We start from the raw sequence: 19,316 nt of genomic DNA on the forward strand, positions 1-19,316 counted from the left end.
GCTGACATGACCAACACACTTCCTGCTGCTGAACCCGCTTCCGGCTCGCCCGCCCGGCGTTCCCGGGCGCGCCTTTCCCGCCGAGGCCGCCAAAGCGCAATCGGGATGCAGCCGCACAAACGGACCGGAATCGACGTCGCGCTGGCCATCCTGACGCCCATCGTCGGTCAGGAATTCCTGGACAAGTACCACCTGCGCGACCCACTGAACCGGACCCTGCGCTACGGCGCGAAAACGATCTTCTCCACCTCCGGGGCTGCAAGCCGGCAATTCCGGCGGGTGCAGGGCCTGCGTGGCGGCCCGACCCGGCTCAAGGCCAGCGGCAAAGACTACTTCGACCTCACTCCCGACGACGACCAGAAGATGATCGTCGAAACCGTGGACGAGTTCGCCGCCGAAATTCTGCGACCCGCCGCACACGACGCCGACGAATCCGCGACCTACCCGGTCGACCTCATCGCCAAAGCCGCCGAACTCGGCATCACCGCAATCAACATTCCCGAAGACTTCGACGGCATCGCCGAGCACCGCTCCAGCGTGACCAACGTGCTGGTGGCCGAGGCACTGGCGTACGGCGACATGGGGCTGGCATTGCCGATCCTGGCCCCCGGCGGTGTGGCGGCAGCGCTGACCCATTGGGGCAGCGCGGACCAGCAGGCCACCTACCTCGCCGAGTTCGCCGGCGAGAACGTTCCGCAGGCGTGTGTGACCATCGCCGAACCGCAACCGCTGTTCGACCCCACAAGGCTCAAAACCACCGCCACCCGCACCCCGTCCGGTTACCGGCTCGACGGCGTCAAGTCGTTGGTCCCGGCCGCTGCTACCGCCGAGCTGTTCATCGTCGCCGCGCAGCTGGACGGCAAACCGGCGTTGTTCATCGTCGAGTCGTGGGCCAAGGGTCTGACCGTCAAGCCGGACCCGAGTATGGGTATCCGCGCCGCGGCCCTGGGCCAGCTCGAGCTCACCGGGGTCTCCGTCCCGCTGAGCGCCCGCCTGGGTGAAGACCAGGCGACCGACGCCGACTACTCGGAAGCGATCGCGCTGGCCCGGCTCGGCTGGGCCGCGCTGGCGGTCGGCACCTCGCACGCGGTTCTCGACTACGTCGTTCCCTACGTGAAGGAGCGCCAGGCCTTCGGCGAGCCGATCGCCCACCGCCAGGCCGTAGCGTTCATGTGCGCCAACATCGCCATCGAGTTGGACGGGCTGCGGCTGATCACCTGGCGTGGCGCATCTCGCGCCGAGCAGGGACTGCCTTTCGCCCGCGAGGCCGCGCTGGCCAAGCGGCTCGGCGCCGACAAGGGGATGCAAATCGGCCTCGACGGCGTCCAGCTGTTGGGCGGCCACGGTTACACCAAAGAGCACCCGGTCGAACGCTGGTACCGCGACCTGCGGGCCATCGGCGTCGCCGAGGGTGTCGTCGTTATCTGAGTCGTTATCTGATCCGAGCTGAAAGTCCAACGATGGCAATCAATCTGGAATTACCCCGCAAACTGCAGGCCGTGATGACCATGACGCATCAGGGTGCCGCCGAAATCATGCGGCCGGTGTCGCGCAAATATGATCTGAAAGAGCATGCGTACCCGGTGGAACTGGACACCATGATGAGCCTCTTCGAGGGTGTCGCGGACGCCAAATCGGTGGCCTTCGCCGGAGCTGATGCGCTCGGTGACACCGAATCCACCACCGACAACCACAACGGCGCCAACATGGCCGCGCTGCTGCAGACGCTGGAGGCCTGCTGGGGTGACGTCGCGCTGATGTTGACAGTCCCCTACCAGGGGCTGGGCAACGCGGCCATCTCCGCGGTCGCCACCGAAGAGCAACTCGAGCGGCTGGGCAAGGTGTGGGCGGCGATGGCCATCACCGAACCGGGATTCGGATCGGACTCGGCCGCGGTGTCGACGACCGCCACCCTGGACGGCGACGAGTATGTGATCAACGGCGAAAAGATCTTCGTCACCGCCGGATCGCGCGCCACCCACATCGTGGTGTGGGCCACCCTGGACAAGTCCAAGGGCCGCGCGGCGATCAAGTCGTTCATCGTGCCGCGTGAGCACCCGGGTGTCACGGTGGAACGTCTCGAACACAAGCTGGGTATCAAGGGATCGGATACCGCTGCAATTCGATTTGACAACGCGCGCATCCCCAAGGACAACCTGCTGGGAAGCCCGGAAATTCAAGAGGGCAAGGGCTTTTCCGGGGTGATGGAGACCTTCGACAATACCCGGCCGATCGTTGCCGCCATGGCTATCGGGGTCGGCCGCGCGGCGTTGGAGGAGATTCGCAAGATCCTCACCGATGCCGGGGTCGAGATCGACTACGACAAACCCGCCTATGTCCAGAGCGCTGCCGCCGCCGAGTTTCTGCGGATGGAGGCCGAATGGGAGGCCAGCTACCTGCTGGCGCTGCGCGCGGCATGGCAGGCCGACAACAACATTCCCAACTCCAAAGAAGCGTCGATGAGCAAGGCCAAGGCCGGCCGGATGACCAGCGACGTGACGCTGAAGAGCGTCGAATTAGCCGGCACCACAGGCTATTCCGAACAAACCCTGCTGGAGAAGTGGGCCCGCGACTCCAAGATCCTGGACATTTTCGAGGGGACCCAGCAGATCCAGCAACTGGTGGTCGCCCGTCGGCTGTTGGGTCTGTCGTCCGCCGAGCTCAAGTAGAAGCAGACCCGCTGCCTCGTTGCCGTCCAGCGCAACGACTTTCACTCCAGTAACAGCAGTCTCCGTGGGATTGGGGCGGGCGTTTTGCCCACCTCTGCGCGACAACGTCGTTGCGTGTGTGCGTGACCGCGGTGTCGCTGCGAGCGGTTATCGGGCTGCGCTCCGGTGTGGGGAGATGGAAATCGCGTGCCGGTGGGGCTGGGTCGGCGGCTGACGGCGTCGAGTGTGCCGTGGGGGTTTTCGAGTGTGCGTCTATGGCATCGACATTGCATCCAGGGCGGTAATCGGGCAATTCTTTCGCCCTGGACGCACAGTCGACGCCCTGGACGCACACTCGAAATAGCGGCAGGACTACCGATTCGGTGAGCACATGAGAAATCCCCCGAATGCCACTCCATCACAAGAGATTTGAGCGCAGGTGCGGTATTGGTGTGCCGAGAACACAGCCGGTCGACCAGCAGTATTCGTGGTCACCCTGAATTTCCGAGTGAGGTGGGCAAAATGCGGACCGGCAAGCCCAGATGCTCAGGTGGCCAATGTGAGTGACTGCCGTGATTCAGCATCACCCACCCCGGGCACCGGTGCCGATGTTTCCGGAGCCGACGACGGCCACCGGCCACTTCGCTTGTGGTGACCTGGTTTTCCTCAGATGAAGATCAGCGACACCGCGCCCAGGCCGCTGATGGCGGCCGAGCCGGCATCGCCGGCGTGGACGAAAGCGGCGGTGGTGAACGAAACCGACATGACGAACTGCCCGGCCAGGATCTCGGTACCGAACGGGGCGAGCGCGTTGGCCAGCCAAGCCACGGCCGTCGCCGGGTCACCCAACACGGCCGATCCCAGGCCCGAGTCGACTTCGGTTCCGTTGAGGCACAGCGATGCTCGTGCAGTGCACAGATCGAGGTCGCCGGTGTAAGCGACCCAGTCCCCGATCACGACGGCTCCCGAGCTGGCATTGTCGGCGACTGGTGTCACACAGCGTCAGTCGCCAGTCGGTGATCCGGCTGTCGACGATCTCGAGCGCGACCGCGACCGCGTCGGTCGCGGCACGCACGTCCTCGACGGCGACCCCAGGACCGCGCAGCGGTTTACCAAGCAGGAACACCACTTCCGGCTCCACCCGCGGTGCACACAACCGGGTGCGCGCCACGGCCGACCCGGCTGGCAACACCATGTCGTCGAGGATGTAACCGAAGTCCGGCTGGTCGACGCCGAGCAGGGTTTGCATCGGTTCCGAGGTGAGGCCGATCTTGTGGCCGGCCAGCGATCTTCCGTCGCTGAGCCGGCGCGCCAGGTTCACCTGCTGGATCGCGTAGGCATCGGCGACGTCCATACCGGGATACCGCACCGTCAACGGGCCGATCGGTGCGGCGTTGGCATCTGCAGTGGCAAGCAGGGCGGCGGCTTGGCCGATCATTGTGGACAGCAGCGTCATCGGCCTTGGTTCTCCTCGATCATTCGCAGCGCGGTGTCGTAGAGCGCCTTACCGTGGATCTCGAACATCGCAGTGAGATCCACACTGTCGCCGCCGATTTCCTTGGCGATGAACAGGCCGTCGGCGCCGGCGATGGCATAGGTCGCCAGCTGGTGCACCTGCTCGTCGGTCAAGCCCGGGGCCAGATCGCGAAGACTGCGGCTCAGCGCATCGAAGGCCTGGTCCCGGACCTGAATGAACATCGCCCGCGCCCGCGGTTCGACCGGGCGGCGCTCCAGCGCCAGCATCAGCCCCAGCCGCAGGAAGTCCGGTGAATTGAGCACCGCCTTGGCGGTTCCGGCCACGACCTCGCGCAGACGGTCGCGCGCGAGCAGATCCCCGGGCAACTGCCACACCTTCAGCCAGTTGCCGAAGCTGCGTTCGATGACGGCGGCGATCAGATCGTCCTTGTCCTTGAAATGCCAGTAGATCGAGCTGGCCGGAAGCCCGCACTTGGCGCTCACCGCGCCGATGCTGGTGCCCTCGTAACCACGCTCGGCGGCAATCTCGGTGGCCGCATCCAGGATTCGGTTTCGCGACAGCTCGCCGTCGGCCCGCCGCTGACGGCGCTTGGGTTCGCTTTTCGGATTCTTGGCCATCTGACTCCCGCCTCTTGACTATGTAGTGATCACTACACTACCGTAGCGATCACTATAGAACAAGTCCCGGCCTACGGGGCCCGACGGAAATGTGAGAGGGCAGTGACGGACACTTCGAGTTACGACGTCGCGATCATCGGCTACGGGCCGACCGGCGCGACCGCGGCCAATATCCTGGGCCGGCTTGGACTCAAAGTCGTCGTGATCGAACGCGATCCGGACATCTACCTGCGTGCCCGCGCCATCTCGATCGACGAGGAGGTGATGCGGGTGTGGCAGTCGGTGGGGCTGGCCGACCGGCTGCAGCAGGACATGCTGCCCGGCCGGCCGATCGCCTTTGTCGACGCCAACTGTGTGCCGTTCATCGAGTGGGTCATCGGGTCGAAGGGCTCCGGGCATCCACCGCAGCAGTTCATCTATCAACCCGCCGTCGACCAGGTGCTGCGCGAAGGTGTTGCCCGCTTTCCCGACGTCGAGGTGCTCGTCGAGCACGAATGCCTGCGCGTCCTCAACAAAGGTGACGAAGTCGAGCTGATGCTGGCCGACCTGGCCACCGACACCTTCAAACGGCTGCGCGCGTCCTACGTGATCGCCGCCGACGGCGGCTCGTCGCCGACCCGGGGGCAACTGGGCATCGGCTATGAGGGGCGCACCTACGGGGAGCGCTGGATCGTCATCGACACCAAGGTTCTGAAGACCTGGGATGCCCATGACCGCTTGCGGTTTCACTGCACGCCCAAGCGCCCCACCGTCGACTGCCCTACCCCGCTGATGCATCACCGCTGGGAGTTCCCGATCCGCGCGGACGAGGACGAGAAGAAGCTGTCCGGTCACGAGGAGATCTGGAAGGTCCTTGGCGCCCAGGGCATCACACCGGAAAATGTCGAGATCCTGCGCGCCGTGGTGTACAGCCACCACGTCCGCTTCGCCGACCGGTGGCGGGCCGGCCAAATTTTCTTGGCCGGCGACGCCGCGCACGCCATGCCGCCATGGCTGGGCCAAGGCATGTCGGCCGGGGTTCGCGATGTGAACAACCTGTGCTGGAAGATCGCCGCAGTGCTGCGCGGGCAGGCTCCCGACACGCTGCTGGATTCCTACCAGAGCGAGCGGCTGCCCCACGTCAAAGAGGTGACTCGACGCGCGGTCATGATGGGCCGGCTCATCACCGAACGGCACCGGCCCGTCACCTTCGTCCGCGATCATCTGCTTCGCAGGCTGACCCGCGGACTGCCCCGTTCGGTGGATGTGCTGCAGAAGTACTACTGGATACCGGACGCGCGGCACGCCGACGGGTTCCTGGCGGCCGGGCAACCGGCCGTCGGCTGGCAAATACCCCAACCCCGGGTCATCGACAGCAAGGGTGCGACGGTCCGCCTTGACGACGCTCTCGGGAACCAGTGGGCGATCCTGCACACCGGCGCGCTGCCCGCCGGCGCCGGCGCGTGGACCGAACTCGGGGTGCCAGGTTTTCGGATCGACGGGCCGAACTCGGTAAGGGCCGACGACGCGATCCGCGACAGCGGCGGCAATCTGCTCGCCTGCCTGAAGCACAAGTCAGCGGCGGCCGTGGTGGTACGCCCGGACGGATTCGTCTATGCCGCAAGCGCTCCCGGCCGGCCGCTGCCCCCACCCCCGGCCGGGCTGACGCATTGCAGCGCACCCGCCAAAGTCGAGCCGATCAGAAGTGGAGCAGCAGCATGACCGTCACCGGCACCGCGGTACCCGACGACCTCATCGACTCGCGCTACCAAGCATCCATCGACCCCGAGGTGGTGGCCAACCCGCCGCTGCGGCGGCCCTCGGGACCGACGGCGCTGCGAACCTTGTGGCGGATGGATCTCACCCGCGACAAACGGCTCAAGCAGCTGCCCAACCCCACGCTGGTGCTGTGGGGCCGCGACGACAAGGTCAACCGTCCCTCCGGTGCAACGCTGTTGGTCAACCTGATGCCCAACGCCGGGCTGGTTATGACACCCCATACCGGCCACTGGATGCAGCGGGAACGCGCGGACCTGTTCAACCAGCTGGTCAGCGAATTCCTTTCCCCCGACTCGAAATTGGCAATCTCATGACTGACACCTCCACTTCGGTCTTCGGCCGGGTCCACCTCGGCTACATCGTGATCGAGACCGAGAAGTTCGCCGACTGGCGACGTTTCGGCCGCGACGCCATCGGCATGCACCTCGACGAGACCGCGCCCGGGGTGCTGCGGTTCCGACTCGACGACAACGAATGCCGCTTCCTGTTGCAACGGGGCCCTGCCGAGGATGCCACCACCCTGGGGTGGGAGCTCGACGACCACGCCACGTTCGAGACCATCGAGGCGCGGATCAAAAGCCACGGCGTTCCACTCACGGTAGGGTCCGACGACGATGCCGCCTTGCGTGGCGTCGAGCGTTTCGTCCGGTTCCTCGGGCCCAACGGCCTGACCCAGGAGATGTACGTCAACGCCCGCAACGGCTCCGAACCGCTGACCTTGGCGGCCAGCGACGGTTTCGTCACCGGGGTGGACGGCATGGGTCACGTGGCCATCACCACCAAGAAGCCACACCAGATGCGCGGTTACTACGACACGGTGTTCGACGCGCGGCTCAGCGACTGCATCGACGAGACGATCAGCGGCGTCAAATTCACAATCCGGTTCCTGCGGGTCAACGAACGCCACCACACGGTGGCGATCGCGTCGACAAAACACTTGCCGATCAACCCGATTCGCACCAGAATTCAACATTGCAACGTGCAGGTCGCCAAGCTCAACGACATGACGCTGGCCTATCAGCGGGTGAAGGAGCTGGGGTTCGACATGGCCCTTTCCGTTGGCCAGCACACCAACGACAAGGAGTTGTCGTTTTATGCGGTAACCCCGTCGGGGTTCGAGTGGGAACTGGGCTGGAATCCGATTGTCGTCGACGAATCGACCTGGGAGCCAACCACTTATCAGGGCATCAGCATCTGGGGGCATGCCCCGGAGGGGCAGACGATCGTCGACATCTTCGAGCGGTTCAAGGTCGGCGCACAGTCGATGCTGCATCGCGAGAGCGACGTGCCCGAGCTCTGCGGAGCGGGTACTCCCGACGACTGAGCCGAGGCTGGTCAAGCCAAACGCGACCGGGTGGAAACCAATCCAGCCGGTGCGGTTAGCGTCGAACGCTATGGACACGTTTCAAGCGCTGGTGGCCCGCCAGGACGAGGATCGGATCAGCACGGCGGTGGAGACGCTGACACCGGCCGACCTGCCGCCCGGTGAGGTGACCATCCGGGTGCTGTACTCGAGCGTCAACTTCAAAGACGCGCTCGCGTTGACGCCGGGCGGCGGTGTGGTGCGCAAGTACCCCGTCATACCGGGTATCGATCTGACCGGCGAAGTCGTGGACTCGCAGTCGCCCGAGTTCGCCGTGGGTGACATGGTGCTGGCCCACGGCTATCAGATTGGGACGGGCCACCACGGCGGCTACGCGGAATATGCCCGGCTGCCAGCCGATCAGGTGGTACCGCTGGGCGCGTTGAGTCCGCACGACGGCGCGGCGATCGGCACCGCCGGCTTCACCGCGGCGATGAGCGTGCAGGCGCTGATCGATTGGGGTATCGCACCAGACGCCGGGTACGTCGTCGTCACCGGCGCCTCCGGTGGCGTCGGCACGGTCAGCGTCGACCTGCTGGCGGCCGCGGGCTATCGAGTGGTGGCCTCGACCGGCAAACCCCAGGCCGCCGAACTGCTGAAAACTCTTGGCGCCAGCGAGGTTATCGGCCGGCTGCCCGCCGACCCGGACGTCAAACCGCGGCCATTGGCCGCCGCGCGCTGGGCGGCCGCGGTGGACTGCGTGGGCGGCGCGACACTGGCCGATGTGTTGAGCGCCGTCGACTACGGCGGGGCGGTGGCCGCCAGCGGCCTCACCGGCGGGCCAGCGCTGCATACCACGGTGATGCCGTTCATCTTGCGCGGCATCGCCCTGCTGGGAATGGAGTCCGTGCAGATGGCGATCGGTCCGCGCCGCAACCTGTGGGCACGCCTTGGCGATTCGCTACGGCCACGACATCTGGCCGACATCCCCACCGAGGTCGACGTCAAGGATGTCGTCGAGGTGGTCGACCGGGTCCGGGCCGGCGCGTTCACGGGGCGGGCTGTGGTGCGGGTAGCCGGCGGGTTCTAGATTGGGCCGGGGACTGACGGGGCTTGACAGGGCTTCACAGGGAGGTGGCATGCGCGCGGCACGGGTGACTCGGCTAGACGGTCCGGACTCGGTCGAGGTGGCAGAGGTCGACCAACCCGTGGGCGACGGCGTGGTCGTCGACGTATACGCCGCCGGCGTCGCATTTCCCGACGCGTTGCTCACCCGCGGGCTCTACCAATACCGTCCAGAGCCACCGTTCGTGCTCGGAGCCGAGATCGCCGGGGTGGTCCGCTCGGTACCCGAGGATGCGCAGGTGCGGGCGGGCGACCGGGTCGTCGGCCTGACGATGCTCACCGGCGGCATGGCCGAGGTCGCGGTGCTCTCCCCCGACCGGGTGTTCAAGCTGCCCGACAATGTGAGCTTCGAGGCGGGAGCCGGCTTGCTGTTCAACGACCTGACGGTGTATTTCGCCCTCAGTGTCCGTGGCCGGTTGCAGCGCGGCGAAACGGTACTGGTGCACGGTGCGGCCGGCGGCATCGGCACGTCGGCGCTGCGGCTGGCACCGGTGCTCGGGGCGTCGCGCACCATCGCGGTGGTCAGCACCGAGGAGAAAGCCGCGATCGCGACCGCGGCCGGGGCCACCGACGTGGTGCTGGTCGACGGGTTCAAGGACGCGGTCAAGACGCTGACGGAAGGTCGCGGCGTGGACGTGGTGGTCGACCCGGTAGGCGGCGACCGGTTTACCGATTCGCTACGCTCACTTGCCCCGGCGGGACGCCTGCTGGTCATCGGCTTCACCGGGGGTGAGATACCCACCGTCAAGGTAAACCGGCTGCTGCTCAACAACATTGACGTGGTCGGTGTCGGCTGGGGCGCCTGGGCCGGAAAGCACCCCGGCGCGCTGGCCGAGCAGTGGGCCGCGCTCGAACGGCTGCTCAGTTCTGGCGAGCTGCCTCCCCCCGAGCCGGAGGTCTACCCGCTGGAGCAGGCCGCTGCCGCGGTGGCGTCGCTGGAAAATCGCACCGCCAAAGGCAAAGTCGTGTTGCGTGTCCGCGACTGAGTCAAGCCAGAACCCGGTGCCCAAGCGAGAGCTCACCTGTACTGCGCCGACCACCACACGAACAGCTGGTCCAACGTATGCGTCTTGTCGCCCCCGACGGAGCCCATCAGCAGCTGCGAGTCGACCGTCCATGTGACGTGGGGATAGGTACCGGATCTCGGTCCACCTACCCCCTGGCCGACCAGGCATGACAGTTTGTCGCCTCGCTGCGGATTTGTGGCGCTTGCCAGTCCTGCGGTGACGGACCTTTCCCGGGGCACGCGACCAGACTCTCGTTCAAATCGGCCCGGGGTGGCTTGTTGAAACCGCTGGCCAATGTGCCCGCATCGGGAAAGAGCCAGTAAACAACCGGGGCTTGGAGCCCCGCTTTGGCACACCGCCCTGGCAACCGATGCTGGTTGATCTGCGTGCCGGCAGAGTCGACTTTGCACTCAAGCGCAGCGGGGATCATGTCTTTCAAACGGTCCGCAGCGCTGGTGGTTTGTGTCGTGGCTGGGACAGTCGTCGCGGTGGTGATTGACGCACTCGATCGCGAATTCTTCGGAGACGGGCCGTTGCCGCAGGCGGCGACGGCAGCCAGCACCGAAATGACAACGCTGGCGGCGAGCACGACTTTCCCACGCCGGCGCACTCGCCGAGTTGCCCTCCGAGCCGGCAACTGGGCCACGTGTCCCACCATGATGAGCATGATAGTGATCCGGTTCATGCATGCGGTTGATTCACTGGACCCGCGGCGGCTCTTGTTTCCACCTCCCAGGAAAGTAATGTCACTTTCAGTTTCGTAGTCGCCTCGTGGAAGCCGAGCCATGGAATCCTTTGTTCACCTGCGGAAGGGCAAGACACCGCGGCGCCTGCATGCCGATCTCGACGGGCTCAAGGACGACGAGCTGGGCCGCGGCGGCTTCACCGGCCGGACCGCCAACATCTACCGCCGCCACGACCCCACCGCGTACCGGGCGGTCGGCCCACTGCGGCCGGTGGACGTGCTGGCTAGCGAGCTGAAACCCGGCGACGCCACCGATGCCGACGGCGGTCCACTGCTGATGTTCCACAACGCCGACTGCCGGATTCTGCTGAGCCGCCGCCACCAGCCCATGCCGTTCTACAGTCGCCACGTCGACGGCGACTTGCTGTGCTTCGTCCACCGGGGCAGCGGCATGGCCGAAACCGAGTTCGGACCGTTGCGTTACCGGGAGGGTGACTGGGTCTATATCCCCAAGGCCTGCACCTGGCGCCAGCTACCGGACAGCGACCCGACAAGCCTGTACTACCAACACAATCCGATCGACGTCGAAGGCTGGCGCGGCGACAACTTCCCGTTCACCTTCAACATCGCCGACTACAACGTGATCACCTCCGACAGCGTCCACCTGCCGCCGACAGTGCACCTCTTCATGCAGGCCACCGGGGTCTACGTGATGAACTTTCTGCCCAAACCCGCCGAGGGCGTCCCCGGCACCGAGCGCACACCCTGGTATCACCGCAATGTCGACTACGACGAGATCGCCTTCTTCCACAGCGGTTCGCTGTACGGCATTCCGATGCCACCGGGGCTGATCTCCCATGCGCCCCAAGGGGTTCACCACGGCGCACCCGACAAGGCACGGGAACGGGCGCGCCGCACGTTCGACGAATGTTCGACGGTCGACTGGCAGGTGATCGCCATCGACACCCGCCGGCGACTCACCCCGTCGGACGAGGTGCTGGCCCACGACCTGGGACAGCACTGACCATGACGACTCGTCACGAATACGACAGAATCCCCTACCTCGTTGCCTTCCACAACGATCCCGGTGTTCGCGACGTCTATGGCGGCCTGGCCGAGATCACCGTGCTGGAGAGCTACCTGCTGCGGCCCACGGATAAGCCGTCGGACACCGTGCTGGTGTTCATGCACCCCATCGGCGGCGGCGCCTATCTGCCGATGATCAACGCGCTGGCCCGAGCCGGCCACCACGTCATCTACTGCAACAGCCGGTTCCGCGGCACCGACTCGGCGCTGCTGATGGAGAAGGTGGTCGAGGACCTGGGCGAGTGCATCAAGGACGCGAAAACGCGGCTGGGATACACCAAGGTAGTGCTGGCCGGATGGAGCGGCGGCGGTTCGCTGTCGATGTTCTACCAGCAGCAGGCTCAGCACCCGACCGTCACGTCCAGCCCGTCCGGCGACGGGCCTGACCTGACCCGGCTCGGGCTTCCCGTCGCCGACGGAATCATGCTGCTGGCCGCGCACATCAGCCGCCACGGCACGCTCACCGAATGGCTCGACGCGTCGATCCTGGACGAAACCGACCCCACCAAGCGCGATCCCGAACTGGACCTGTACCACCCGGATAACCCCAACCAGCCGCCCTACAACCAGGAATTCCTGGCGCGATACCGGCAGGCTCAGATCGATCGCAACCGCCGTATCACGGCGTGGGTCAAGGACAGGCTGGCCGCACTGGCGACCCGGGGCCGTCCCGACGATGAGTTGTGCTTCGTCGTGCACGGCACCATGGCCGACCCGAGGTGGCTGGATCCGACCGTCGATCCCAACGAACGAACGCCGGGCACCTGCTATCTGGGTGATCCGCAGGTGGTGAACATGAGCCCGGTCGGGTTGGCCCGGTTCTGCTCGTTACGCAGCTGCCTGTCGCAGTGGAGTTACGACGATGCCCGCGGCGATGGCGTGGCATGCGCGCGTGATCTCACCGTTCCCGCGCTGGTGATCGGTAACCTGGCAGACGATGCCTGCACGCCCAGCCATACCCGGCGGCTCTTCGAAGCGATCGGGTACCCCGACAAGGAGATGTACGAAATCCCTGGCGCTACACACTATTACGCGGGAGAGCAACGTGACAAGCTGGCGCAGGCCGTCGAGATCGTGACCGACTGGCTGATCGGCCACGACTTCGCGAGCACCGCATGACCGAGCCGGCCGGGAGTGCGGCACACGGCGAGTCGACCCCAACCGGACCGCTGGACGGCATCCGGGTACTCGAGCTCGGCACCTTGATCGCCGGTCCCTTCGCCGGCCGGCTGCTCGGCGACATGGGCGCCGACGTCATCAAGGTGGAGCCGCCGGGCGCCCCGGATCCGTTACGCACCTGGGGGCAGGCCGAACTCAACGGGCACCGCGTCTTCTGGACCGTGCACGCCCGCAACAAGCGCGCCATCACCCTCGACCTGCGCCGCCCGCGTGGCCGCGAGCTCTTTCTCCAGCTGGTCGAGAAATCCGACATCGTCGTGGAGAACTTCCGCCCGGACACGCTGGAGAAGTGGAACCTGGGATACGACGTGCTCAGCGCCCGCAACCCCGGCATCATCCTGGTCCGGGTGTCGGGCTACGGACAAACCGGGCCCGACGCACACAAAGCGGGTTACGCCTCGGTGGCCGAGGCGGCCAGCGGGCTGCGCCATCTCAACGGCTTCCCCGGCGGACCGCCGCCCCGGCTCGCGCTCTCACTGGGCGACACCCTGGCCGGCATGTTCGGCGCCCAGGGCGCGCTGGCCGCGCTGTACCGCCGCGGCGTCACCGGCAAGGGCCAGGTGGTCGACGTCGCTCTCACCGAATCCTGTTTGGCGGTACAGGAATCCACCATTCCGGACTACGACGTCGGCGGGGTGGTGCGCGGGCCGTCCGGAACCAGGCTGGAAGGCATTGCGCCGTCGAACATCTACCGCAGCGCCGACGGCTCCTGGGTGGTGATCGCCGCGAACCAGGACACCGTGTTCGCCCGCCTTTGCACAGCAATGGAGCGTCCGGAGCTGGTCACCGATGACCGGTTCGCCACCCACGCGGCGCGCGGGCACAACCAGGACGAGCTCGACGCGATCATCGGCTCCTGGGCCGCCGAGCGGCGGCCCGGCGAGATCATCGAAACACTGTCTGCCGCAGGAGTGATCGCCGGACCGATCAATACCGTCGCGGAGGTGGTCGACGATCCGCAGCTGCGGGCACGCGGCATGCTGGTCGAGCACTATGACGATCGAATCGGGCGTCCCGTTCTGGGGCCGGGGATCGTGCCGGTGCTCTCCGAATCACCGGGCAGCGTGCGCGCCGCCGGGCCCGCCCGCCCGGGTCAGCACAACGACGAGGTCTATGTCGGGCTGCTGGGCAAGAGCGCTCAGGACCTCGACGAGTTGCGCGCCGAAGGAGTGTTATGAATTCCCGGGTAATCATTCGTGAGGTGTCGCTGCGCGACGGGCTGCAGATCGAGAAGCCAATCCCGTTGTCGGCCAAGCTGGAGTTGCTGGCCGCAGTGGCCGCCACCGGAGTGCGGGAGGTGGAGGCAACGGCGTTCGTGTCGCCGTCCAAGGTTCCGTCGATGGCCGATGCCGCCGAACTCGCGGCCGAATTACCCAACTACCCCGACATCGAGTTCTCCGCACTGGCGGCCAGTCCCAACGGCGCCAAGCGGGCGATCGCTGCCGGCCTGCGCGCCATCGAGTACGTGGTGGCGGCCAGCGACTCGTTCAGCACGGCCAACGTCGGTCGCAGCAGCGCCGAGGCGACCGGCCAAATAGGCGAGATCCTCGCCATCGCCCGGAGCAGCGAGGTGACCGTCGAGGTCATCGTCGCCACCGCATGGGATTGCCCGTTCGACGGGCCCACGCCGCCGCGCCGGGTGCTCGACATCGCCGCCGTCGCCCGCGATCTGGGTGTGGACCGCTTCTCGATCGCCGACACCATCGGCACCGCTACGCCGGGTCGGGTGAGTTCGCTGATCGCACAACTGCGCCCGGTGATCGGCGCCATTCCGCTGGGTGGTCACTTCCACAACACCCGGGGCGCGGGCCTGGCCAGTGCCTATGCGGCGGTGTGCTCGGGTGTTACCCGGCTGGATGCCTCGGTCGGCGGACTGGGTGGCTGTCCGTTTGCGCCTGGCGCCACCGGCAATATCGCCACCGAGGATCTGGTGTATCTGCTGGTCGACAGCGGCTTCGAGGTCGACGTCGACTTGCCGGCCGCCATCGCGGCGGCTGAGGTTGCGAAATCGGTTGTCGGCCATGAATTGCCGGGCGCGCTGCTACGCGCCGGCGACCGGATCCGGAACTGATGCCCGCCGGCACGCTCACCCCCAAGGGCCGCCAGACTCGGCAGGCCATCGAGCAGGCCGCGCGAAAGCTGTTTGCCGAGCGCGGATTTCACGGGGTGACCCTGGCCGATATCACTGCGGCCGCCGGCAAGTCGCCCGCGGTGTTCTACCGGTACTTCTCCGACAAAGAGGATTTGCTGGCCGCCCTCGCGGAATCGTTTCTACACGACGTCGTCGCGCCGTCCGGGCTGAGCGTGCAGCTGCCGGATACCCCCGAGGACGACACGTTCTTCACCTCGGTGGTCACCGGTTACTGGAACATCTTCAAACAGAACATCGGCATCATGATCGCTGTTGCCCAACTGGCGGCCACCCAGCGGCGTTTCGCCGCCGTGCAGAACGAATTCCGGCGTTTCGGTATGGACATCGTGGCCGCCTCGGTCCGCCGCGCTCAAGAGCAGGGCTACGGCACCGAGCTCCATCCGGAGCACACCGCGGCCGCGATCGCCCTGTTGTTCGAGAACTTCACCACCGTGTTCGTGGGCCGCTCGGGCCCGGAGAATCTGCGTCTGGACATCAGCGACGAGGATGCGATCAAGACCTTGTCAACGATATGGAAGAAAACGCTGTATGGCGCTTAAGGAGACTAATCGTGGACTTTCGTCTGCCAGAACATCTTCCCGGTCTGCTCGCCGAGATGGACGAGTTCATCGAATCCCAGATCAAACCGCTGGAACGCGATCACATCCAGTACTTCGACCATCGCCGTGAGCATGCCCGCACCGATTGGGACAACGACGGCATCCCCCGGCGAGAATGGGAGGACCTGCTCGCCGAGATGCGCAGGCGCGCCGACCGGGCGGGCTGGCTACGCTACGGCCTGCCGTCGCGGTTCGGTGGCCGCGACGGGACCAACGTCGATATGGCAGTCATCCGCGAACACCTGGCGCACAAGGGGCTTGGGCTGCACAACGACTTGCAGAACGAGTCCTCCATCGTCGGCAATTTTCCGCAAGTCATCATGATGGACCGGTTCGGCACCGAAGCGCAGAAGAAGGAGTGGACCGAGGCACTCATCACCGGCGAGCGGTCGATGGCGTTCGGCTTGACCGAACCCCATCACGGGTCGGACGCCACCTGGCTCGAGACCCGTGCCGAGCGTGCCGGCGACGGCTGGGTGATCAACGGCGCCAAACGATTCAACACCGGCGTACACCGCGCTACCCACGACCTGGTGTTCGCCCGTACCTCGGGTGAGCCCGGTCAGGCTCTCGGCATCACCGCGTTCCTGGTGCCGACCGACGCGCCCGGCTTCTCGGTGCCGTACTATTGGTGGACCCTCAACATGCCGACCGACCACGGTGAGGTGGTGTTGGATGGCGTCCGGCTGCCCGATGACGCGGTGCTCGGCGAGGTCGACCGCGGCCTCGAGGTGGGCCAGACTTTTTTGCACGAGAACCGGATTCGTCAGGCGGCCAGCAGTCTGGGCGCCGCCCAGTACTGCATTGACCGGGCCGTCGACTACGCCAACGAACGTAGGGTATTCGGTAAGCCGCTGTCGGTGAACCAGGCCGTTCAATGGCCGTTGGTCGAGCTGCAGACCGAGGCCCAGATGGTGCGGCTGCTGGTGTATTACGCCGCCTGGCATCTGGATCGCAATCACCACATGGAAGTTTCCGACAAGGTCTCGATGGCCAACTACCGCGCCAACCGGTTGGTGTGTGAGGCAGCCGATCGTGCCATGCAAGTGTTCGGCGGAGTGGGATATAGCCGTCACGAACCGTTCGAGCACATCTACCGCCACCACCGCCGCTATCGGATCACCGAGGGCGCTGAGGAGATTCAGATTCGCCGGGTTGCGCAGCGGCTGTTCAAGTTCGGCAAGAAGTGACTCTGTTGGAGGACTTGGGCGCGCTGCTGGGCCCGTTGCTGGGCGCCGAGGTGGCGATCGAAAACCTGCGGGTGCTCACCGGCGGCGCCAGCAGGACCACGTGGGCGTTCGACGCCGTCGTGGGCGCCGAGCGTCGACCGCTGATTCTGCGCATCGGCCCGCCCGACAACGTGCACGCCGGTATGGAACTCGAAGCCCGCGTCCAGGCCGCCGCGGCAGCGGCGGGCGCGCCGGTGCCGTATATTCTGCTCGCCGACGATTCGCCTGCGGCACTGGGCAATCCGTTCCTGATTTGCGAAGAGGTCAAAGGAGAAACGATCGTCCGGCGCATCCAGCGCCAACTCGACGCGGCCGGGCGGCAGCGGTTGTTGCGCCAGTGCGCAGAGGCGCTGGCCGCGATTCACCGGGCCGACTCGAACGACCCCGGGCTGGCCCGCGAGGACGCATTGGTGCAGTGGCGGGAACGGCTCGATGCGATGGGCGACACCACCGCCACCTTCGAATGGGCCTTCCGCTGGCTTGCGGCGCACCGGCCACCGGTCTCGGCTGCGGTTCTGGTGCACGGCGACTTCCGGATGGGCAACCTCATGGTCGACGGGTCCGACCTTGCGGCCGTTCTGGATTGGGAGCTGGTGCATGTCGGGGAGGTGTATGAAGACCTGGCCTGGTTTTGTGTGCGGGCCTGGCGGTTCGGGGATCCGGCCAACCTAGGCGCCGGCGGATTGGGCGGCATCGACGACTTTTTGCGCGCATACCAGGAGGCCGGCGGGGCTGCCGTCGATCCGGTGGCATTTCGTTGGTGGTTGGTACTGGCCACGCTGCGTTGGGGTGTCATCTGTCGGTACCAGGCGGAGCGGCACTTGAGTGGTCAGTCCCGGTCGGTCGAGTTGGCGACCATTGGGCGCCGGGTCTGCGAGAACGAATGGGATCTGCTCGAGCTGCTCGAGGAAGGTGGACGATGACCGGGCTCTATGGCCGTCCGACCGCGGCTGAACTCGTGGCCGCCGTCGCCGAGTTCCTCGAAGGCGACGTGCGGTCGGCAACCAGCGGACAGGTCAACTTCCATGCCCGGGTGGCGGTCAACGCGCTGCGCATCGTCGAGCGAGAATTGCTGAGTCCCAGCGACGTTGACGCCCGGGCGGCGCTGGCCGGCCTCGGTTTCGCCGACGAGGCCGACCTCGCCGCTTCGATTCGGGCCGGTGAGCTGGACGGCCGTGACGACCAGGTCATCGCCTGTCTGCGCACCCTGGTACGGCATCGGTTGGCAGTCTCTCATCCCGGATACGACAGTGAATAGGCGGTTTTGACGGTGCTGATTTGGCTGTCACCGGAGCGCTGGTTCACGGCAATCACATCTTTCTCATTGGTCTCTGACCGAGCCGGTACCCGGTTTGCCCACCTTTGCGCGACAACTCAGCGACAGATCCATTGCACGCCACTGACATGACCGGCCCGCGGTCGCCTCGACAGCCGACGGGATTACATCCTGCCCAACGGGCCGTCGATGTCGCGCCACCCCGTGGACTGGATGAACTGCCCGGATCGGCGCTCGATGCTCATCTGCGTGTGTTTCGATCGCCTCACTGCGCCCAGGTCGGTGGGCGTGACCGGCGTGCACCGCTACCCGGGGTGCGGCGGTGGAGATGGTTAGGAGAATAAACCCCGCAAGGCCCCCAGTAACAACGCAAATAACGGCGGCTGGATGTCCACGATGTTGTCGCCGGGACCTGCGATCGCCGATGCGCCGTCTGCCCTGGCGATTGCGATGTCGTTGTTGCCGTTGAATGCTCGAGCCTGGGCGTTGTTGGCGACGACGATCGCGAAGTCGCGATTGCCTTCGTCGCCTGTTTCACCGCCCGCGAAGGCTGTGCTGTCATTGCCTACGACGACCGCCGCGTTGAAGTGACCTCTTTGCGCGTGGACGTCGCTGTTGTTGCCGCCGACGACCACAGCGGCGTTGGCGAAGTTGCCGCCTACGGCATCGGCCGCGACCCCGTTGTTGCCCGGGCCCACGACGGTAGCAGCGGTGACGAAGTCGTTGTCGCCGATGGCGCTGGCCGTAACCCCAGCATTGTTGGCGCCCACCACGGTGGCCGCCGACGCGACGTTGACGCTGCCATCCGCACTGGCCGCCACCCCATTGTTGGCGTTGCCCACCACCGTGGCCGCCGTCGCGACATTGGTATCAGTGGCCGCCGACGCGACGTTGACGCTGCCATCCGCACTGGCCGCCACCCCATTGTTGGCGTTGCCCACCACCGTGGCCGCCGTCGCGACATTGGTATCACCGTCAGCGCTGGCCGAAATCGCCTGATTGCCATCAAAAACCGCGGTGGCCGCCGTCACCACATTGACGCTGCCATCGGCAGCCGCCGTCACCCCACTATTGCCATCACCGACCGCCGTGGCCGCCGTGGCCACATTGATCCTGCCCTCGGCAGTAGCCGCCACCCCACTATTGCCATCACCGACCACCGTGGCCGCCGTCGC

17 protein-coding genes and 2 pseudogenes are annotated in these 19,316 nt (G+C 66.1%); 15 read left to right on the plus strand and 4 right to left on the minus strand.

The window, feature by feature from the left end:
• Window positions 1–6 precede the first annotated feature (6 nt).
• Window positions 7–1,428, plus strand: coding sequence for an acyl-CoA dehydrogenase family protein (locus CDN38_RS06625; protein WP_075511183.1), 1,422 nt, complete (start codon window positions 7–9; stop codon window positions 1,426–1,428).
• A gap of 32 nt (window positions 1,429–1,460) precedes the next feature.
• Window positions 1,461–2,669 carry an acyl-CoA dehydrogenase family protein gene (locus tag CDN38_RS06630; RefSeq protein ID WP_075511182.1) on the plus strand — a complete coding sequence of 403 codons (1,209 nt, stop codon included), beginning with the start codon at window positions 1,461–1,463 and terminating at the stop codon, window positions 2,667–2,669.
• Window positions 2,670–3,314: 645 nt separating this feature from the next.
• Here CDN38_RS06630 and CDN38_RS32145 read toward each other — a convergent pair.
• Genes CDN38_RS32145 through CDN38_RS06640 form a run of 3 tightly spaced genes read right to left on the minus strand, consistent with a single transcriptional unit; the run spans window position 3,315 to window position 4,742 of the window.
• On the minus strand, window positions 3,315–3,500 hold the full coding sequence (locus CDN38_RS32145; protein WP_306316084.1) for a hypothetical protein: 186 nt from the start codon (window positions 3,498–3,500) through the stop codon (window positions 3,315–3,317).
• Window positions 3,490–4,104 carry a 2-keto-4-pentenoate hydratase gene (locus CDN38_RS06635; RefSeq protein ID WP_306316085.1) on the minus strand — a complete coding sequence of 205 codons (615 nt, stop codon included), beginning with the start codon at window positions 4,102–4,104 and terminating at the stop codon, window positions 3,490–3,492. Before CDN38_RS06635 ends, CDN38_RS32145 begins: the two co-directional genes overlap by 11 nt.
• A complete protein-coding gene (locus tag CDN38_RS06640) occupies window positions 4,101–4,742 on the minus strand; it encodes a TetR/AcrR family transcriptional regulator (RefSeq protein WP_075511181.1) in 642 nt (213 codons plus the stop codon). Before CDN38_RS06640 ends, CDN38_RS06635 begins: the two co-directional genes overlap by 4 nt.
• A 102-nt stretch (window positions 4,743–4,844) precedes the next feature.
• Here CDN38_RS06640 and CDN38_RS06645 point away from each other — a divergent pair, with 102 nt between their 5' ends.
• The 13 genes and pseudogenes from CDN38_RS06645 (at window position 4,845) to CDN38_RS06710 (ending at window position 18,123) form a co-directional block, all read left to right on the plus strand.
• Window positions 4,845–6,443, plus strand: coding sequence for a bifunctional 3-(3-hydroxy-phenyl)propionate/3-hydroxycinnamic acid hydroxylase (locus tag CDN38_RS06645; RefSeq protein ID WP_075511180.1), 1,599 nt, complete (start codon window positions 4,845–4,847; stop codon window positions 6,441–6,443).
• Window positions 6,444–6,451: 8 nt separating this feature from the next.
• A pseudogene (locus CDN38_RS06650) lies at window positions 6,452–6,814 on the plus strand (alpha/beta fold hydrolase); the annotation flags it as partial.
• On the plus strand, window positions 6,811–7,824 hold the full coding sequence (locus CDN38_RS06655; RefSeq protein ID WP_075511179.1) for a VOC family protein: 1,014 nt from the start codon (window positions 6,811–6,813) through the stop codon (window positions 7,822–7,824). The pseudogene CDN38_RS06650 and the gene CDN38_RS06655, both read left to right, overlap by 4 nt.
• 70 nt (window positions 7,825–7,894) lie before the next feature.
• A complete protein-coding gene (locus CDN38_RS06660) occupies window positions 7,895–8,893 on the plus strand; it encodes an acrylyl-CoA reductase family protein (RefSeq protein WP_075511178.1) in 999 nt (332 codons plus the stop codon).
• 49 nt (window positions 8,894–8,942) lie between these two features.
• A complete protein-coding gene (locus CDN38_RS06665) occupies window positions 8,943–9,914 on the plus strand; it encodes an NADPH:quinone oxidoreductase family protein (RefSeq protein WP_075511177.1) in 972 nt (323 codons plus the stop codon).
• An 806-nt stretch (window positions 9,915–10,720) separates the two neighbouring features.
• On the plus strand, window positions 10,721–11,644 hold the full coding sequence (locus CDN38_RS06675; protein ID WP_099318865.1) for a homogentisate 1,2-dioxygenase: 924 nt from the start codon (window positions 10,721–10,723) through the stop codon (window positions 11,642–11,644).
• A 2-nt stretch (window positions 11,645–11,646) separates the two neighbouring features.
• Window positions 11,647–12,825, plus strand: coding sequence for an alpha/beta hydrolase (locus CDN38_RS06680; RefSeq protein WP_075511174.1), 1,179 nt, complete (start codon window positions 11,647–11,649; stop codon window positions 12,823–12,825).
• Window positions 12,822–14,063 carry a CaiB/BaiF CoA transferase family protein gene (locus CDN38_RS06685; RefSeq protein WP_075511173.1) on the plus strand — a complete coding sequence of 414 codons (1,242 nt, stop codon included), beginning with the start codon at window positions 12,822–12,824 and terminating at the stop codon, window positions 14,061–14,063. The genes CDN38_RS06680 and CDN38_RS06685 overlap by 4 nt, the downstream gene beginning before the upstream one ends.
• A complete protein-coding gene (locus tag CDN38_RS06690) occupies window positions 14,060–14,956 on the plus strand; it encodes a hydroxymethylglutaryl-CoA lyase (RefSeq protein ID WP_099318866.1) in 897 nt (298 codons plus the stop codon). The genes CDN38_RS06685 and CDN38_RS06690 overlap by 4 nt, the downstream gene beginning before the upstream one ends.
• Complete coding sequence (locus tag CDN38_RS06695; protein WP_075511171.1) at window positions 14,956–15,576, plus strand: TetR/AcrR family transcriptional regulator; 621 nt, start codon at window positions 14,956–14,958, stop codon at window positions 15,574–15,576. The genes CDN38_RS06690 and CDN38_RS06695 overlap by 1 nt, the downstream gene beginning before the upstream one ends.
• An 11-nt stretch (window positions 15,577–15,587) precedes the next feature.
• On the plus strand, window positions 15,588–16,826 hold the full coding sequence (locus CDN38_RS06700) for an acyl-CoA dehydrogenase family protein (RefSeq protein ID WP_075511170.1): 1,239 nt from the start codon (window positions 15,588–15,590) through the stop codon (window positions 16,824–16,826).
• Window positions 16,823–17,788 (plus strand): phosphotransferase family protein, encoded by a 966-nt coding sequence (locus CDN38_RS06705; protein WP_099318867.1) that lies wholly within the window; start codon window positions 16,823–16,825, stop codon window positions 17,786–17,788. The genes CDN38_RS06700 and CDN38_RS06705 overlap by 4 nt, the downstream gene beginning before the upstream one ends.
• Window positions 17,785–18,123, plus strand: coding sequence for a DUF6285 domain-containing protein (locus CDN38_RS06710; protein ID WP_075511168.1), 339 nt, complete (start codon window positions 17,785–17,787; stop codon window positions 18,121–18,123). The genes CDN38_RS06705 and CDN38_RS06710 overlap by 4 nt, the downstream gene beginning before the upstream one ends.
• 350 nt (window positions 18,124–18,473) lie before the next feature.
• Here CDN38_RS06710 and CDN38_RS29310 read toward each other — a convergent pair.
• Window positions 18,474–19,316 (minus strand): annotated as a pseudogene (locus CDN38_RS29310) (hypothetical protein); the annotation flags it as partial.

This window comes from Mycobacterium ostraviense (assembly GCF_002705925.1).
Classification (GTDB): domain Bacteria; phylum Actinomycetota; class Actinomycetes; order Mycobacteriales; family Mycobacteriaceae; genus Mycobacterium; species Mycobacterium ostraviense.

What these genes read in the sequence shown, in the direction of transcription:
- CDN38_RS06625 (WP_075511183.1), top strand. Translation starts at nt 7, where the DNA reads ATGACCAACACACTTCCTGCTGCTGAACCCGCTTCCGGCTCGCCCGCC.
- CDN38_RS06630 (WP_075511182.1), top strand. Translation starts at nt 1,461, where the DNA reads ATGGCAATCAATCTGGAATTACCCCGCAAACTGCAGGCCGTGATGACC.
- CDN38_RS06635 (WP_306316085.1), bottom strand. Translation starts at nt 4,104, where the DNA reads ATGACGCTGCTGTCCACAATGATCGGCCAAGCCGCCGCCCTGCTTGCC.
- CDN38_RS06640 (WP_075511181.1), bottom strand. Translation starts at nt 4,742, where the DNA reads ATGGCCAAGAATCCGAAAAGCGAACCCAAGCGCCGTCAGCGGCGGGCC.
- CDN38_RS06655 (WP_075511179.1), top strand. Translation starts at nt 6,811, where the DNA reads ATGACTGACACCTCCACTTCGGTCTTCGGCCGGGTCCACCTCGGCTAC.
- CDN38_RS06660 (WP_075511178.1), top strand. Translation starts at nt 7,895, where the DNA reads ATGGACACGTTTCAAGCGCTGGTGGCCCGCCAGGACGAGGATCGGATC.
- CDN38_RS06665 (WP_075511177.1), top strand. Translation starts at nt 8,943, where the DNA reads ATGCGCGCGGCACGGGTGACTCGGCTAGACGGTCCGGACTCGGTCGAG.
- CDN38_RS06675 (WP_099318865.1), top strand. Translation starts at nt 10,721, where the DNA reads ATGGAATCCTTTGTTCACCTGCGGAAGGGCAAGACACCGCGGCGCCTG.
- CDN38_RS06680 (WP_075511174.1), top strand. Translation starts at nt 11,647, where the DNA reads ATGACGACTCGTCACGAATACGACAGAATCCCCTACCTCGTTGCCTTC.
- CDN38_RS06685 (WP_075511173.1), top strand. Translation starts at nt 12,822, where the DNA reads ATGACCGAGCCGGCCGGGAGTGCGGCACACGGCGAGTCGACCCCAACC.
- CDN38_RS06690 (WP_099318866.1), top strand. Translation starts at nt 14,060, where the DNA reads ATGAATTCCCGGGTAATCATTCGTGAGGTGTCGCTGCGCGACGGGCTG.
- CDN38_RS06695 (WP_075511171.1), top strand. Translation starts at nt 14,956, where the DNA reads ATGCCCGCCGGCACGCTCACCCCCAAGGGCCGCCAGACTCGGCAGGCC.
- CDN38_RS06710 (WP_075511168.1), top strand. Translation starts at nt 17,785, where the DNA reads ATGACCGGGCTCTATGGCCGTCCGACCGCGGCTGAACTCGTGGCCGCC.